General features: G+C 66.2%; 13 protein-coding genes. 5 read left to right on the top strand and 8 right to left on the bottom strand.

Features of this window, described 5'->3' with window-relative positions; all coding sequences use genetic code 11:
* Nucleotides 1–33 precede the first annotated feature (33 nt).
* Nucleotides 34–1,110 (bottom strand): S-methyl-5-thioribose-1-phosphate isomerase, encoded by a 1,077-nt coding sequence (mtnA, locus tag POF53_RS03075; protein ID WP_203647632.1) that lies wholly within the window; start codon nucleotides 1,108–1,110, stop codon nucleotides 34–36.
* Nucleotides 1,111–1,221: 111 nt separating this feature from the next.
* On the opposite strand from mtnA, the gene POF53_RS03070 reads away from it, so the two are divergent.
* The 4 genes from POF53_RS03070 to POF53_RS03055 all read left to right on the top strand — a co-directional run bounded on the left by POF53_RS03070 (nucleotide 1,222) and on the right by POF53_RS03055 (nucleotide 4,863).
* Entirely contained in the window at nucleotides 1,222–2,547 is a 1,326-nt protein-coding gene (locus POF53_RS03070) for a TRZ/ATZ family hydrolase (protein WP_203647633.1), read from the top strand.
* A gap of 63 nt (nucleotides 2,548–2,610) precedes the next feature.
* Nucleotides 2,611–3,309, top strand: a complete 699-nt coding sequence (gene ubiG / locus POF53_RS03065) for a bifunctional 2-polyprenyl-6-hydroxyphenol methylase/3-demethylubiquinol 3-O-methyltransferase UbiG (RefSeq protein ID WP_050704607.1) — start codon at nucleotides 2,611–2,613, stop codon at nucleotides 3,307–3,309.
* Between the two features lie 2 nt (nucleotides 3,310–3,311).
* Entirely contained in the window at nucleotides 3,312–3,983 is a 672-nt protein-coding gene (gene mupP / locus POF53_RS03060) for an N-acetylmuramic acid 6-phosphate phosphatase MupP (protein WP_102684341.1), read from the top strand.
* A 139-nt stretch (nucleotides 3,984–4,122) separates the two neighbouring features.
* A complete protein-coding gene (locus POF53_RS03055) occupies nucleotides 4,123–4,863 on the top strand; it encodes a YciK family oxidoreductase (RefSeq protein ID WP_203647634.1) in 741 nt (246 codons plus the stop codon).
* A gap of 244 nt (nucleotides 4,864–5,107) precedes the next feature.
* Here the strand turns inward: POF53_RS03055 and POF53_RS03050 are convergent, their stop codons facing one another.
* From POF53_RS03050 to POF53_RS03020, 7 genes are all read right to left on the bottom strand, one after another.
* A complete protein-coding gene (locus POF53_RS03050) occupies nucleotides 5,108–5,893 on the bottom strand; it encodes an iron-containing redox enzyme family protein (RefSeq protein ID WP_203647635.1) in 786 nt (261 codons plus the stop codon).
* A gap of 38 nt (nucleotides 5,894–5,931) precedes the next feature.
* A complete protein-coding gene (locus POF53_RS03045; protein ID WP_203647636.1) occupies nucleotides 5,932–8,388 on the bottom strand; it encodes an EAL domain-containing protein in 2,457 nt (818 codons plus the stop codon).
* A gap of 228 nt (nucleotides 8,389–8,616) precedes the next feature.
* Nucleotides 8,617–10,398, bottom strand: a complete 1,782-nt coding sequence (locus POF53_RS03040; RefSeq protein ID WP_498966311.1) for an ABC transporter ATP-binding protein — start codon at nucleotides 10,396–10,398, stop codon at nucleotides 8,617–8,619.
* Between the two features lie 43 nt (nucleotides 10,399–10,441).
* Complete coding sequence (locus POF53_RS03035) at nucleotides 10,442–11,074, bottom strand: DsbA family protein (RefSeq protein ID WP_254463857.1); 633 nt, start codon at nucleotides 11,072–11,074, stop codon at nucleotides 10,442–10,444.
* 3 nt (nucleotides 11,075–11,077) lie between these two features.
* Nucleotides 11,078–12,010 carry an oxygen-dependent tRNA uridine(34) hydroxylase TrhO gene (gene trhO / locus POF53_RS03030; protein ID WP_110736504.1) on the bottom strand — a complete coding sequence of 311 codons (933 nt, stop codon included), beginning with the start codon at nucleotides 12,008–12,010 and terminating at the stop codon, nucleotides 11,078–11,080.
* A 204-nt stretch (nucleotides 12,011–12,214) separates the two neighbouring features.
* Entirely contained in the window at nucleotides 12,215–12,511 is a 297-nt protein-coding gene (locus POF53_RS03025; RefSeq protein ID WP_203647638.1) for a BolA family protein, read from the bottom strand.
* Between the two features lie 10 nt (nucleotides 12,512–12,521).
* On the bottom strand, nucleotides 12,522–13,046 hold the full coding sequence (locus tag POF53_RS03020) for a DUF2059 domain-containing protein (RefSeq protein ID WP_050704598.1): 525 nt from the start codon (nucleotides 13,044–13,046) through the stop codon (nucleotides 12,522–12,524).
* Nucleotides 13,047–13,199: 153 nt separating this feature from the next.
* Between POF53_RS03020 and POF53_RS03015 the strand changes: the two genes are divergently transcribed.
* Nucleotides 13,200–14,594, top strand: a complete 1,395-nt coding sequence (locus tag POF53_RS03015) for a class II fumarate hydratase (protein ID WP_232856440.1) — start codon at nucleotides 13,200–13,202, stop codon at nucleotides 14,592–14,594.
* The last annotated feature ends 59 nt before the right edge of the window (nucleotides 14,595–14,653 follow it).

Genomic DNA, 14,653 nt, shown 5'->3' with positions numbered 1-14,653 from the left:
TTGCAGTGCCATCCAAATGGGTGAAAAAACGCCTCAATGGAGGCGCTTTCGACACATCAACTGGGCGATTTTCGCCGTATCCGGGCGCTCGACCACACCCTTCTCGGTAATGATCACGTCAATCAGGTCCGCCGGCGTGACATCGACCACCGGATTGTAGGCCTCGACATCGGCCGTCACCTGGATGCCCGCCACTTCCAGCAGCTCTTCCTCGCCACGGGTCTCCAGCGGAATGTCCTCGCCGGTGGCCAGGTTCAGGTCGATGCTGGTGCTCGGCGCCACCACCATGAAGCGCAGGCCATGGTGCATGGCGGTCACCGCCATCTGGTAGGTGCCGATCTTCGCCGCCACGTCGCCATTGGCGGCGATGCAGTCGGCACCGACCACCACCCAGGTGATGCCCTTGGTCTTCATCAGGTGGCCCATGGCCGCGTCGGCGACCACGGTCACCGGCACGCCGTCGGCGGCCAGCTCCCAGGCGGTCAGGCGCGAGCCCTGCAGCCAGGGCCGCGACTCGCAGGCGTAGACCTGTTCGACCATGCCCTCCAGGGTCGCGGCGCGGATCACCCCCAGGGCGGTGCCGAAGCCACCGGTGGCCAAGGCGCCGGCGTTGCCGTGGGTGAGCAGGGCCTGTTCGCTGCCCTGATGGCGGCGGATCTGCTCGACGCCGAACTGGGCCATGGTCAGGTTGGCCTCGCGATCGCTTTCGTGGATGGCCACCGCCTCGGCCTCCATCACCGCCAGCACGTCCTCGCCGGGACGCAGGCGCTGCAGGCGTTCGCGCATGCGATTGAGCGCCCAGAACAGGTTGGCCGGGGTCGGACGCGCCTCGCCCAGCAACATGAAGTCTTCCTCGAGGGATTCCTCCCAGCCTTCGCCCTCGGCCAGTCTCCGGCGCAACGCCAGCACCAGGCCGTAGGCGGCGCAGATGCCGATCGCCGGGGCACCGCGCACGGCCATGTCGCTGATCGCCTCGGCCACCTCGGCCGCCTCGGTGCAGGCCAGCCAGCACTGTTCCAGCGGCAGCAGGCGCTGGTCGAGCAGGTACAGCACGCCGTCGCGCCACTCGATGCCCGTCACCGTCTCCGCCGCCATCAGTTGCTCGCGCATCGCCTCTCCCCGTCGCCCTGGCATCAAAAGCCGGCGATTATAGCGACCCTCAGCCGCGGACGCTCGGGTATACTGCGCGTTTAGCCGAACCGACCCAGGTATATGCCGCGCATGCCCACCGCCACTCCCCTCCTCGACCTGCTGCTTGTGCCGGACTGGCTGGTCCCCGTGGAGCCGGCCGGCGTGGTGCTCGAAGGCCATGCGCTGGGCGTTCTGGACGGCCGGATCGCCTGGCTCGGCCCCCGCGAGCGGGCGCCCATGGCCCGGGAGGTACGCGAGCTGCCCGACTGCGTGCTGACGCCCGGACTGGTCAACGCCCACGGCCACGCCGCCATGGCCCTGTTCCGCGGCCTGGCCGACGACCTGCCGCTGATGACCTGGCTGCAGGAACACATCTGGCCGGCCGAGGGCCGCTGGGTGGATGAAGCCTTCGTGCGCGACGGCACCGACCTTGCCATTGCCGAGCAGCTCAAGGGCGGCATCACCTGCTTTGCCGACATGTACTTCTTCCCCCGCGAGGCCTGCGACCGCGTGCACCAGAGCGGCATCCGCGCGCAGATCGCCGTGCCGTTGCTGGACTTCCCGATCCCCGGCGCGCGCACCCCGGACGAGGGCCTGCACCTGGCCATCGAGCTGTTCGGCGACCTGCGGCACCACCCGCGCATCACCGTCGCCCTCGGCCCGCACGCGCCGTACACGGTCAGCGATGCGAACCTGGAGAAGATCCGGGTGATCGCCGACCAGCTCGACGCACCGCTGCACATGCATATCCACGAGACCGCCGGCGAAGTCGAGCAGGCGCTCAAGGACAACGGCGAGCGCCCGCTGGCCCGCCTCGCCCGCCTGGGCCTGCTGGGGCCAAACCTGCAGGCGGTGCACATGACCCAGGTCAGCGACGAGGATCTGGCCCTGCTGGTAGAAAGCAACACCAGCGTGGTCCACTGCCCCGAATCCAACCTCAAGCTGGCCAGCGGCTTCTGTCCGGTGGAGCGCCTGTGGCAGGCCGGGGTGAACGTGGCGGTGGGCACCGACGGCGCCGCCAGCAACAACGACCTCGACCTGCTCGGCGAAACCCGTACCGCCGCGCTGCTGGCCAAGGCCGTCGCCGGCTCGGCCACCGCCCTGGACGCCCACCGGGCGCTGCGCATGGCCACGCTCAACGGCGCCCGGGCGCTGGGTCTGGAGGCGACGACCGGCTCGCTGGAAGTGGGCAAGGCCGCCGACCTCGTGGCCTTCGACCTGTCGGGGCTGGCGCAGCAGCCGGTGCACGACCCGGTCTCGCAACTGATCTACGCCACCGGCCGCGATTGCGTGAAGGACGTCTGGGTCGCCGGCCACGCCCTGGTGCTGGACCGCCGCCTGACGCGAATGGACGAGCAGGCCCTGGCCGCCAATGCCCGCGCCTGGGGAGCCCGCATCGGCGGGCGCAACGAATAACCGGGCGCCAGCCATGGCTGGCGCCCCGTGACACTTTCATAGAAGCTTCAGAGGACTGTTCAGATGAGCAACGTCGACCACGCCGAAATCGCCAAGTTCGAAGCCCTGGCCCACCGCTGGTGGGACCGCGAGAGCGAGTTCAAGCCACTGCACGACATCAACCCGCTGCGGGTCAACTGGATCGACGAGCGCGTCGCCCTCGCCGGCAAGAAGGTGCTGGACGTCGGCTGCGGCGGCGGCATCCTCAGCGAGGCGATGGCCCAGCGCGGCGCCACCGTGACCGGCATCGACATGGGCGAGGCGCCACTGGCGGTGGCCCAGCTGCACCAGCTGGAGTCCGGCGTTGCGGTGGAATACCGGCAGATCACCGCCGAGGCCCTGGCCGAGGAGATGCCTGAACAGTTCGACGTGGTCACCTGCCTGGAGATGCTCGAGCATGTGCCCGATCCTTCGTCGGTGATCCGCGCCTGCTACCGCATGGTCAAGCCGGGCGGCCAGGTGTTCTTCTCGACCATCAACCGCAACCCCAAGGCCTACCTGCTGGCGATCATCGGCGCCGAGTACATCCTCAAGATGCTGCCGCGCGGCACCCATGACTTCAAGAAGTTCATCCGCCCCTCCGAGCTGGGCGCCTGGAGCCGCGCCGCGGGCCTCGAGGTCAAGGACATCATCGGCCTGACCTACAACCCGCTGACCAAGCACTACAAGCTGAACAACGACGTCGACGTCAACTACATGATCCAGACCCTGCGCGAGGAATGAGCATGCGCCTGCGAGCAGTACTCTTCGACATGGACGGCACCCTGCTGGACACAGCGCCCGACTTCATCGCCATCTGCCAGGCGATGCTCGCCGACCGCGGCCTGCCGGCCATCGACGACGCGCGCATCCGCGAGGTGATCTCCGGCGGCGCCCGCGCCATGGTCGCCGCGACCTTCGCCATGGACCCCGAGGCCGACGGCTTCGAGGCCCTGCGCCTGGAATTCCTCGAGCGCTACCAGCGCGACTGCGCGGTGCACAGCAAGCTGTTCGACGGCATGCCGGAGCTGCTGGCCGACATCGAGAAAGGCAACCTGTTGTGGGGCGTGGTCACCAACAAGCCGGTGCGCTTCGCCGAGCCGATCATGCAGCGCCTGGGCCTGGCCGAGCGCTCGGCCCTGCTGATCTGCCCGGACCACGTGAAGAACAGCAAGCCCGATCCCGAGCCGCTGATCCTGGCGTGCAAGACCCTGGACCTGGACCCGGCCAGCGTGCTGTTCGTCGGCGACGACCTGCGCGACATCGAGTCCGGCCGCGACGCCGGCACCCGCACTGCGGCGGTGCGCTACGGCTATATTCATCCAGAGGACAACCCCAACAACTGGGGCGCCGACGTGGTGGTGGACCACCCGCTGGAACTGCGCAAGGTGATCGACAGCGCGCTGTGCGGCTGCTGAAGAACCAACAGTCATAGACGCCCGTGGGAGCGGGCTTGCCCCGCGAGGCTGCCCGCCCAGGCAATGATGGTGTCCGCCCTGACGCCATCGCGGGGCAAGCCCGCTCCCACGGAGCTATGCCATCAACAGGGAACCCGTTATGTTCGACTACACCGCCCGCCCCGACCTGCTCAAGGGCCGAATCATCCTGGTCACCGGCGCCGGCCGCGGCATCGGCGCCGCCGCCGCCAAGGCCTACGCCGGCCTGGGCGCCACCGTGCTGCTGCTGGGCAAGACCGAGGCCAACCTCAACGAGGTCTACGACCAGATCGAGGCCGCCGGCCATCCGCAACCAGTGGTGATCCCGTTCAACCTGGAAACCGCCCTGCCCCACCAGTACGACGAACTGGCGGTGATGATCGAGGAGCAGTTCGGTCGCCTCGACGGCCTGCTCAACAACGCCTCGATCATCGGCCCGCGCACGCCGCTGGAGCAGCTGTCGGGCGACAACTTCATGCGCGTGATGCACATCAACGTCGACGCCACCTTCATGCTGACCAGCACCCTGCTGCCGCTGCTCAAACTGTCGGAGGACGCCTCGGTGGTGTTCACCTCCAGCAGCGTCGGGCGCAAGGGCCGGGCCTACTGGGGCGCCTATGGCGTGTCGAAGTTCGCCACCGAGGGGCTGATGCAGACCCTGGCCGACGAGCTGGAAGGCGTGGCGCCGGTGCGCTCGAACAGCATCAACCCGGGCGCCACGCGCACGGCGATGCGCGCCCAGGCCTATCCGAGCGAGAATCCGCAGAACAACCCGCTGCCCGAGGACATCATGCCGGTGTACCTGTACCTGATGGGGCCGGACAGCAAGGATGTGAACGGGCAGGCGCTGAACGCGCAGTAAAACCCATCGCGGAGCAAGTCGCATCGGCGAACCGCCGCTCCCACATATGCTGCACGACAACTGTAGGAGCGGCCTTGTGCCGCGATAGGGCTGCGCAGCAGCCCCAGGATTTCAGCGTTGATGCAGTAAAGCTGGGGCTGCTGTGCAGCCCTATCGCGGCACAAGGCCGCTCCTACAGCGAACGTGCAAGTTCATTGAGTGTGCGGTTTGCCGGCGAATAGGCCTGCAAATCCAACGACTATCCTCAGCCCGCCGCCAATGCCGGGCGCAGACGCCCCTGCTGACGCCCTTCGAGCTGCATGCAACGCTCCAGGAACAGGAACATGCAGTCGTAGCTCTTGCAGATCGCCCGACGCAGCTCGGTACGCAGCCCCAGCGTCGGGCTCTCGCCTGCCAGGGTGCAGATGATCTCCAGCGCCTCCCACGGGTGCGCGTCATCGTACTGCGCATGCATCTTCAGCCACTTCATCGCGCGCTTGCGGGTGTCCTCGGGGAAACCCTGGGCGTAGGTGTCCTCGGCGCAGACCACCGCCGACCACTCGCCGGTGGCACCTTCGATGGCGTAATTGGTGGCCGCCATGGCGATGGCCAGCGACTCCGTGGCGCACACCCGCCAGCACCAGTCGTTGAGGCCATTGAGCTCTGGCGGCACCTCCTGGGACTGCAGCTCATGCAGATGGACGCCGTGCGCCTGGCACCAGTGCACCCAGTAGTCGGCATGGTTGAGCTCGACCCGGATGTTGCGCATCAGCCAGCGACGCGCCATGTCTTCGCCGGGGTGTCGGGCGTAGCGGGTCTTGGTCAGGTTGTGGGCCATGTAGAGGGAGAACTGCTCGACCACCGGCCAGCCGCCGATCAGGTACTGGCGGATGGTCGACTGCTTGAGCTGGCCATCGCGCAGTCGCTGGTAGAACTCATGCTCCACCACCCGGCGCTTGCTTTCGCGGCAATCCTCTATCAGTTGTTGGGCCCACTGCGGATAACTGGCCGGATCCATCAATGGTCCGATCCTTACGAACGCGTCGATCACTGTCAGCTCCTTGATTCCCTGTGATTTCCGGGCGTTGTTCAGCGAAAGGTCCCCGGCGCCCGGTGCAGAAGGGGCCTCGCGGCAATCCGTTGGCGCTGCAGGCTGTCGCAGGTGAAGACCTGCGGGCGTTCGATGAGGTATCCCTGGGCGTAGTCCACGCCGATCTCCTGCAAAGCCTGCTCGATCAGCGGCGTCTCGACGAACTCGGCAATGGTCCGCTTGCCCATGACGTGACCGATGTGATTAATCACTTCGACCATCGCCCGGTTGATCGGGTCATCGAGCATGTCTTTGACGAAACTTCCGTCGATCTTCAGGAAGTCTACAGGCAAATGCTTCAAATAGGCGAATGACGACATTCCGGCGCAGAAGTCGTCGAGGGAGAATCTGCAGCCCAGTCCTTTCAATTCATTGATGAATCGGATCGCGCTGCCCAGATTGGCGATGGCGCTGGTTTCGGTAATTTCAAAACAGATCAGCCGTGGCGGGATGTCGAACTCGCTGAACAGCCGTTGCAGGTACTCGAGGAACTTGTCGTCGCCGATGCTCGAGCCCGATAAATTGATGGCGCACATCGCCAAGGGCCCCTCCCGACCTTCGTCCAGGCACTGGCGGATTACCTGGAACACGCTGCGCACCACCCAACGGTCGAGCGCGGTCATCAGGCCATAGCGCTCCGCTGCGGGGATGAAACTGTCGGGCAGGATGGTGCGCCCGCTTTCGTCGTGCAGGCGCAGGAGAATCTCGATATGCCCGGGGCTCTCGTGGGGGTGCAGGGGGGCGATCTCCTGGGCGTAGAGGCAGAAGCGGTTTTCCTCCAGCGCCACGTGCAATCGCTGGATCCAGGCCATCTCGCCAAAGCGCATGGACAATTCGCTGTCGTCGGCGTGATACACCTGGACCCGGTTGCGGCCCTTCTCCTTGGCCATGTAGCAGGCCATGTCCGCCGCACGCAACGACGCCTCCAGGGTGCTGGGCACCTGGGCGATGTGCACCAGGCCGAGGCTGACCGTGGTCACGAAGGGGCGCCCCTTCCACACGAAATGCAGGCTCTGCACGGCCTGGCGTAACTGCTCGGCAATCCGCTCGGCCTGCTCCGGCGGGCAGTTCTCCAGGAGCACGCCGAACTCGTCGCCGCCCAGGCGCGCCAGGGTGTCACCCTCGCGCAGGCCCGACTGCAGTACCGCGCAGATATGCCGCAGCAGCTCGTCGCCGGCGGCATGGCCGCAGGTATCGTTGACCAGCTTGAACTGGTCGAGGTCGAGGAACATCAGCGAATGGCGCCCGGCCTGGCGGGCCAGGCCGTTGAGCGCCTGCTCCAGGCGGTATTCGAACTCGCGGCGGTTGGCCAGCCCGGTCAGGGCGTCGTGAGTGGCCTGCCAGGACAGGTTGGCGATGTACTGGCGCTCCTGGGTCATGTCGTGCAGCACCACCACGATGCCACTGACCTGCCCCTCTGTAAGAATGGGCGAGCCCACCAGGTTGACCGACACCGTACTGCCGTCCAGGCGCTGGATCAGCCGGGCATGCTCGGCGCCGCCCTTGAGGCTGCCGCTGAGCACCTGCTCGACCAGCGTCAGGCTGTCGCCCTCGGCATTCTCGTCCAACAGACTGAACAGCGCCGCCAGCGGCAGGCCCTGGGCCTGGACCGCCTGCCAGTGGGTCAACTGCTCGGCGGCCGGGTTCATGTAGCTGATGCAACCATCGACATCGGCGGTGATCACCGCATCGCCGATCGACTCCAGGGTGATCTGCGCCCGCTCCTTCTCCTCCTGCAGCGCGCTGGCGAACGCCTGGCGCTGGGCCAGCAGCTTGCTTGAACGCCGCCAGGCCATGGCGATCAGGAACAGCGCGGTGGCCAGGTTGGTCAGCATCAGCACCTTGAGCAGCATCCGCGAGCCTTCGCCCAGGGCATCGCTGAAGGCCTTGGCGGCGGGGGTCACGCCGTCATTGATGGCGACGATGCGCGCCTTCCAGTTGGCCACCTGGTGCGGGTCGATCACGCCGCCGGCGAAGCCTTCGCGCATCTGCTGGGCCAGCACGTCGAGCTGACGCAGGTAATCGTCACCGATGTCCCAGTAATCGATGGCGGTTTCCATATAGCTGATATGCCGGAAATTGCGATAGAACCAGATGATCCGGGCGACGTCCTCGGGATGGTTGCCACCCTGCAGCACACCCTGGCGCGCTGCTTCCAGGTCCGGTTCAGGTCGGTCCAGGGCCAGGCGCAGGTTGTGATCGCCCTGGGGTACCAGGATCGCCCGGCGGTAGCGGGCATAGGTCAGCGGATCGCGGTCGTCGGCGTAGAGGTTGAGGTAATAGATGGCGTCCTTCTGTGCCTTGGACCACAGGCTCTCGCCCGCCACGTAGGCGCGCACGGCGGACAATGCATAAAGGCTCAGACTGCCCAGCAGTACCTGGAAAACCACAACGGCGACGAAGGGCCAGATGATACCCAGCAGCCTTGGCGCTTCGAGAGTCCGATTTCCCTTCATGTAATCCCTGTCATGGCGGCAGATAAGGCACGAATCGACCTAGACAAGCACAGCGTAGGCCATTTGCCATGCCTGTGGCGTGGTTTTTGATGACGGGGAAAGGGGCGCAGCACCTGTAGGAGCGGCCTTGTGCCGCGAAAGGGCTGCGCAGCAGCCCCACAAGATCGCCGGGGGCCGCTCTGCGGCCCTTTCGCGGCACGAGGCCGCTCCTACATGGACGTAGGTGGCTCAGGTCTGCTGCAGGTGACCGTAAAGCTTGGCGTACAGGCCGCCCTCGGCGATCAATTGCTGGTGGCCGCCGTCCTCGGCCACATGGCCGCCGTCGAACACCAGCACGCGGTCGGCCTGCTTCACCGCCGACAGGCGGTGGGCGATGATCAGCGTGGTGCGGCCGCTGAGGAAGCGCGCCAGGGCCAGGTGCAGGTTGTACTCGGTGGCGGCGTCCAGCGCCGAGGTGGCCTCGTCGAGGATGACCACCTTGGGCTCGGCCAGCACCATGCGGGCGATCGCCAGGCGCTGGCGCTGGCCGCCGGACAGGCGCACGCCGGAGCGCCCGACGATGCTGTCCAGGCCCTGGGGCAGCGCGGCGATGGTGCCGTCCAACTGGGCGATGCGCAGCGCCTGCCAGCAGGCATCGTCGCTGCAATCGCGGCCCATGGTCAGGTTGGCGCGCACGCTGTCGTTGAACAGCGACGGATGCTGCAGCACCACCGCGACGTTCTCGCGCAGGGTCTCCAGGCCGATCTCCTGCAGGCTGGAGCCGCCGAAGCGGATGGTCCCGGCCTGGGCGCTGTACAAACCCAGCAGCAGTTGCACCAGGGTGCTCTTGCCACCGCCGCTGGCGCCGACGATGGCAACCTTCTCGCCCGGGGCGATGGACAGGTTCAGCTGATCCAGCACCGGCTCGTCGGCGTAGGCGAAGCGCAGGTCGCGCACCTCGATGCCGACCGTCTCGCGCCCGGCGAACGGGTCGCTGCCCGCGGGGTACTGCGGCTCGTCGGCCCGCGCCAGCAGCTCGTTCAAGCGGCTCAGCGCGCCTCCGGCGGCGTAGTAGGCATATTGCAGGTTCAGCAACTGCTCCACCGGGCCGATCATGAACCACAGGTAGCTGAACACCGCCAGCATCTGGCCGATCGACAAGTCGGAGAACAACACGGTGAGCATCGCCGCGGCACGGAAGATGTCGATGCCGAACTGGAACAACAGGCCACTGGCCCGGCCACTGGCATCGCTCTTCCACTGCGAGGCCACCGCGTAGTCGCGCACCTCGCGGGCACGCAGGCCAAGGCGACCGAGGAAATAGCCCTGGCGGTTGCCGGCACGGATTTCCTGGATCGCATCGAGGGTCTCGGTCAGCGCCTGGGTGAAGCGCGCGGTGCTGTCGTTCTCGAGTTTCTTCAGGTGCTTGACGCGCTTGCCCAACTGCACGGTGAAGAAGATCACCAGCGGGTTGAACAGCAGGATCAGCAGCGCCAGCTGCCAGTGCATCCAGATCAGGATGGCGGCGGTGCCGGTCAGCGTCAGCACCGCCACCAGGAAGCGGCTCAGGGTTTCGCCGACGAACTTGTCGAGGGTGTCCAGGTCGGTGACCAGGTGGGTGGTCACCGTACCGCTGCCCAGGCTTTCATATTCCTTGAGCGAAATGCGCTTGAGCCGCTCGATCAGGCGGATACGCAGGCGGTAGACGATGTCCTTGGCCAGGCCGGCGAACAGCTTGGCCTGGACCACGTTGAACGCCAGCGCCGCCAGGCGCAGGCCCAAGGTGGCGCAGAGCATCAGGCCGATATAGCCCGCGGCCACCTGCCAGCCAGCGGGCAGGAAGTTGTTCATCCACTTAAGCGCGGCGTCACCATGGCCCAGCAGCACTTCGTCCACCAGCAGCGGCAGCAGCAACGGGATCGGCACACTGCACAGGGCGGCGAGCACGGCTACCAGGTTGGCAGTCCACAAAGCCTTCTTGTGGTGCAGGGCCAGGCGGCGGATTTCCGCCCAGCTCAGGCGATCAGGCACAGCGGGGGACTTCCCTGGCACAGGGTCTGGCGACCCTGGCAGGTCAAGCACAGGCGGCCTGCTGCAGCCAGCGGCCGAGCAGCGACTGCAGGCTGTCCAGCGACTGGTAGCCGTTGGTCAGCAGGGCCAGCTGACCATTGCGCTCGGCCAGCAGCGTGGGGAAACCGGCAATGCCCAGGTCCTGTACCCAGCCGAAGTCGGCGCTGGTGGCGGCGCGGGTATCGGCATTGGTGAAGCACTGCGAGAACGACTCGCGGTCGAAACCGGCCTGTTCGGCCAGCTCCACCAGCTGCGGGGCGCGGGTGACATCCAGCCCCTGCTCGTAGAACGAGCGCTGGATCAGCTTGAGCAGCGTCCAGGCCCGCTTGTCGTCCAGCTCACGCGCCGCGACCAATGCGCGGCACGCAGGCTCGGTGTCGTAAACAAAGCCGTCGGGCATCGCGCCGTCGAAGCGGAACGGCTGCCCGGTGGCGTCATGCACCGCCTGCCAGTGCTCGAGGATGTACTTGCGGGTCGAGGCATCCAGGGCGCTGCCGCCGCTGCGCAGGCCACCGGGCACCAGGCGGGTGACGACACCCGCCTCACGCGCCTGGGCGATCAGCGCCTCGGCCACCGGGGCGAAACCCCAGCACCAGGAACACATCGGGTCCATCACATAGAGCAGGCGTGCGGACATGCATCAGGCCTCGGCTTTGTAGTTGTAGCCGATCGGGTGTGGCTGGTTGCGCGCCTTGGCCAGTTCGATCTGCTTCTGGCGGTCGATGGCGCTGCGCCGGGTCTTCTCGCTCAGGCTGTCCCAGCAATGCGGGCAGCTCACGCCTGGCGAATAGTGTTCCGACTCCCGGTCCTTCACGTCGATCGGGTGGCGGCAGGCATGGCACTGGTCGTACTCGCCCTCGCTCAGGTCGTGACGCACGGTGACCCGGTTGTCGAAGACGAAGCAGTCGCCGTCCCAGAGGCTTTCTTCCTGGGCTACTTCCTCGAAGTATTTCAGGATGCCGCCCTTAAGATGATAGACGGCTTCATAGCCCTCACCGAGCATGTAGCTGGAGGCCTTCTCGCAGCGGATGCCACCGGTGCAGAACATGGCGACCTTCTTGTGCTTGCTCGGGTCGAAGTTGGCCTTGATGTAGTCGGGAAACTCGCGGAAGGTCTCGGTCTTCGGGTCGATGGCGCCCTTGAAGGTGCCGATGGCCACTTCGTAGTCGTTGCGGGTGTCGATCAGCAGCACTTCCGGGTCGCTGATCAAGGCGTTCCAGTCTTTCGGATCGACGTAGGTGCCGACCGCCTTGTTCGGGTCCACGCCCGGCACGCCGAGGGTGACGATCTCTTTCTTGAGCTTGACCTTGGTACGGTAGAACGGCTGCTCGTCGCAATACGACTCTTTGTGGTCGACATCCACCAGGCGTGGGTCGCTGCGCAGCCAGGCCAGCAGCGCGTCGATGCCTTCACGGGTGGCCGAGACCGTGCCGTTGATGCCTTCGTTAGCCAGCAGCAGGGTGCCTTTGACGCCGTTGTCGGCCATGGCCTTGAGCAGCGGCTCGCGCAGTTCGACGTAGTCTTCCAGGGTGACGAACTTGTACAGCGCCGCCACGACGATCGGTTGGGTCATGAATCTGAAACTCCTGGTGGTTGCCCTCGTAAGGGGCGGACCGGGTTTGACATAAAAAGCATGGGGGCGCTTTGCGCCCCTTTCGCGGCACAAGGCCGCTCCTACAGGGAACTGCATACTCCTGTAGGAGCGGCCTTGTGCCGCGAAAGGGCTGCAAAGCAGCCCCCGGATTTTGCGAGATTGTACCAGAACGACGGAAAGGATTCAGTGCCCGCCGCCGGCGCACACCGGCGAGGCTGGCGCCGCGCCGACTGCCGCCCATTCCTCGGGCGTGTAGGTGTGGATCGCCAGGGCGTGGATCTCGCCCATCAGCTCACCCATGGTGGCGTAGACCTTCTGGTGGCGCTTGACGCTATTCAGCCCGGCGAACTGCTCGCTGACCAGCACCGCCTTGTAGTGCGTTTCCTGGCCACGGCTGTGCATGTGGCTTTCGTTGCGCACTTCGAGGTGGTCGGTGCCCAGCGGCGCCAGCTGCTGTTCGATGCGTTGCTGCATGTTCATCGCGTCAGGCTCACTTCTTCGCCGGAGCGGCTGCCTTGCCGGCGCTCGGGTCGAGTTCCTTGGTCATGTCGTCGAGCAGCTTGTTGACCACCGGCACCGCCGGTTCCAGGCTCTGCTGGGTCAGCTGGGCCGACTGCTGGGTGACCTTGGGCATCTCGCGCAGGACTTTCTTGCCCAGCGGCGACTCGTAGAACTTGACCAGGTCGTTCAGCTCGGCCTCGGTGAAGGTCGCGGTGTACAGGTCGACCATCTTCGGCTTGAGCTTCTTCCAGCCGATGGCGTTGTCCAGGGCGGCGTTGGCCTTGGCCTGATAGCTGTCGAGCACGGTTTTCTTGGCAGCCGGCGCCTTGGTCTGTTCGAAACGCTGGGCGAACATCTGCTGGACCTGCATGTACACCGGGGTGCCCAGCTTGTCGGCATTGGCCAGGGTCAGGAATTTCTCGGCGGCGGCATTGTGGCTCGCGGTGGCGGCGAGTACCTGGCCGCTGGCGCAGGCCAGGGCAACGGCGGCAAAGAGGACACGAAGACGGGTCATTGCATTTCCTTCAAGAAAGGGAGGCGAGTACCTCAGGGTAGAGCATTCTGCGCCGTGATGGCGAAGTGCTCAAGTGGCACGACGAGCGACTGAACCGCTGTGTCGAATCAGGGCCTAAACTGCGATTTCTGACTACAAAGGAGTGAGCGCAGCATGAGCCGTATCGAGACAGACAGCCTGGGCCCGGTCGAAGTTCCAGAGGACGCCTACTGGGGTGCGCAGACCCAGCGTTCGCTGATCAACTTCGCCATCGGCAAGGAGCGCATGCCGCTGGCGGTGCTGCACGCCCTGGCGCTGGTCAAGAAAGCCGCTGCCCGGGTCAACGACCGCAACGGCGACCTGCCCGCCGACATCGCCCGGCTGATCGAGCAGGCCGCCGACGAAGTGCTTGCCGGCGACCACGACGAGCAGTTCCCGCTGGTGGTGTGGCAGACCGGCAGCGGCACCCAGAGCAACATGAACGTCAACGAGGTGATCGCCGGACGCGCCAACGAACTGGCCGGCAAGGGTCGCGGCGGCAAGCTGCCGGTGCACCCCAACGATCACGTCAACCGCTCACAGAGCTCCAACGACTGCTTCCCCACCGCCATGCACATCGCCGCCGTCCAGGCCGTGCATGAACGACTGCTGCCGGCGATCACCGAGCTGTCGGGGGGGCTGGCCGAACTGTCGGCGCGCCACACGCACCTGGTCAAGACCGGGCGCACGCACATGATGGACGCGACGCCGATCACCTTCGGCCAGGAGGTCTCGGCCTTCGTCGCCCAGCTCGACTACGCCCAGCGCGCCATCCGCGCGACGCTGCCGGCGGTCTGCGAGCTGGCCCAGGGCGGCACCGCCGTGGGTACCGGCCTCAACGCCCCGCACGGTTTCGCCGAAGCCATAGCCGCGGAGCTGGCGGCGCTGTCCGGCCTGCCGTTCGTCACCGCGCCGAACAAATTCGCCGCCCTCGCCGGACACGAGCCGCTGACCAGCCTGGCCGGCGCGCTGAAGACCCTGGCCGTGGCCCTGATGAAGATCGCCAACGACCTGCGCCTGCTGGGCTCCGGCCCGCGCGCGGGGCTTGCCGAGGTGCGCCTGCCGGCCAACGAGCCGGGCAGCTCGATCATGCCCGGCAAGGTCAACCCGACCCAGTGCGAGGCGCTGTCGATGCTGGCCTGCCAGGTGCTGGGCAACGACGCGGCGATCGGCTTTGCCGCAAGCCAGGGCCATCTGCAGCTGAACGTGTTCAAGCCGGTGATCATCCACAACCTGCTGCAGTCGATCGAGCTGCTGGCCGATGGCTGTCGCAACTTCCAGCAGCACTGTGTGGCCGGTATCGAGCCGGATGCCGGACAGATGGCCGCGCACCTGGAGCGCGGGCTGATGCTGGTGACGGCGCTGAATCCGCATATCGGTTACGACAAGGCGGCGGAAATCGCCAAGAAGGCTTACAGCGAGGGCAAGACCTTGCGCGAGGCGGCGCTGGAGCTGAAGTACCTGACCAATGAGCAGTTCGACCAGTGGGTAAGGCCGGAGAATATGCTGGCGCCTGGCGGGAAAGGCTGACTCATCACCTGTAGGAGCGGCCTTGTGCCGCGAAAGGGCTGCGCAGCAGCCCCAGGATT

This window comes from Mitsuaria sp. RG (genome assembly GCF_028369275.1).
GTDB lineage: Bacteria > Pseudomonadota > Gammaproteobacteria > Pseudomonadales > Pseudomonadaceae > Aquipseudomonas > Aquipseudomonas peradeniyensis.
This window is presented reverse-complemented; position numbering and strand designations above follow the sequence as displayed.

Excerpts from the sequence above, each read along its gene's own strand:
- mtnA (WP_203647632.1), bottom strand. The coding sequence starts at position 1,110 with ATGCGCGAGCAACTGATGGCGGCGGAGACGGTGACGGGCATCGAGTGG.
- POF53_RS03070 (WP_203647633.1), top strand. The coding sequence starts at position 1,222 with ATGCCCACCGCCACTCCCCTCCTCGACCTGCTGCTTGTGCCGGACTGG.
- ubiG (WP_050704607.1), top strand. The coding sequence starts at position 2,611 with ATGAGCAACGTCGACCACGCCGAAATCGCCAAGTTCGAAGCCCTGGCC.
- mupP (WP_102684341.1), top strand. The coding sequence starts at position 3,312 with ATGCGCCTGCGAGCAGTACTCTTCGACATGGACGGCACCCTGCTGGAC.
- POF53_RS03055 (WP_203647634.1), top strand. The coding sequence starts at position 4,123 with ATGTTCGACTACACCGCCCGCCCCGACCTGCTCAAGGGCCGAATCATC.
- POF53_RS03045 (WP_203647636.1), bottom strand. The coding sequence starts at position 8,388 with ATGAAGGGAAATCGGACTCTCGAAGCGCCAAGGCTGCTGGGTATCATC.
- POF53_RS03035 (WP_254463857.1), bottom strand. The coding sequence starts at position 11,074 with ATGTCCGCACGCCTGCTCTATGTGATGGACCCGATGTGTTCCTGGTGC.
- trhO (WP_110736504.1), bottom strand. The coding sequence starts at position 12,010 with ATGACCCAACCGATCGTCGTGGCGGCGCTGTACAAGTTCGTCACCCTG.
- POF53_RS03025 (WP_203647638.1), bottom strand. The coding sequence starts at position 12,511 with ATGAACATGCAGCAACGCATCGAACAGCAGCTGGCGCCGCTGGGCACC.
- POF53_RS03020 (WP_050704598.1), bottom strand. The coding sequence starts at position 13,046 with ATGACCCGTCTTCGTGTCCTCTTTGCCGCCGTTGCCCTGGCCTGCGCC.
- POF53_RS03015 (WP_232856440.1), top strand. The coding sequence starts at position 13,200 with ATGAGCCGTATCGAGACAGACAGCCTGGGCCCGGTCGAAGTTCCAGAG.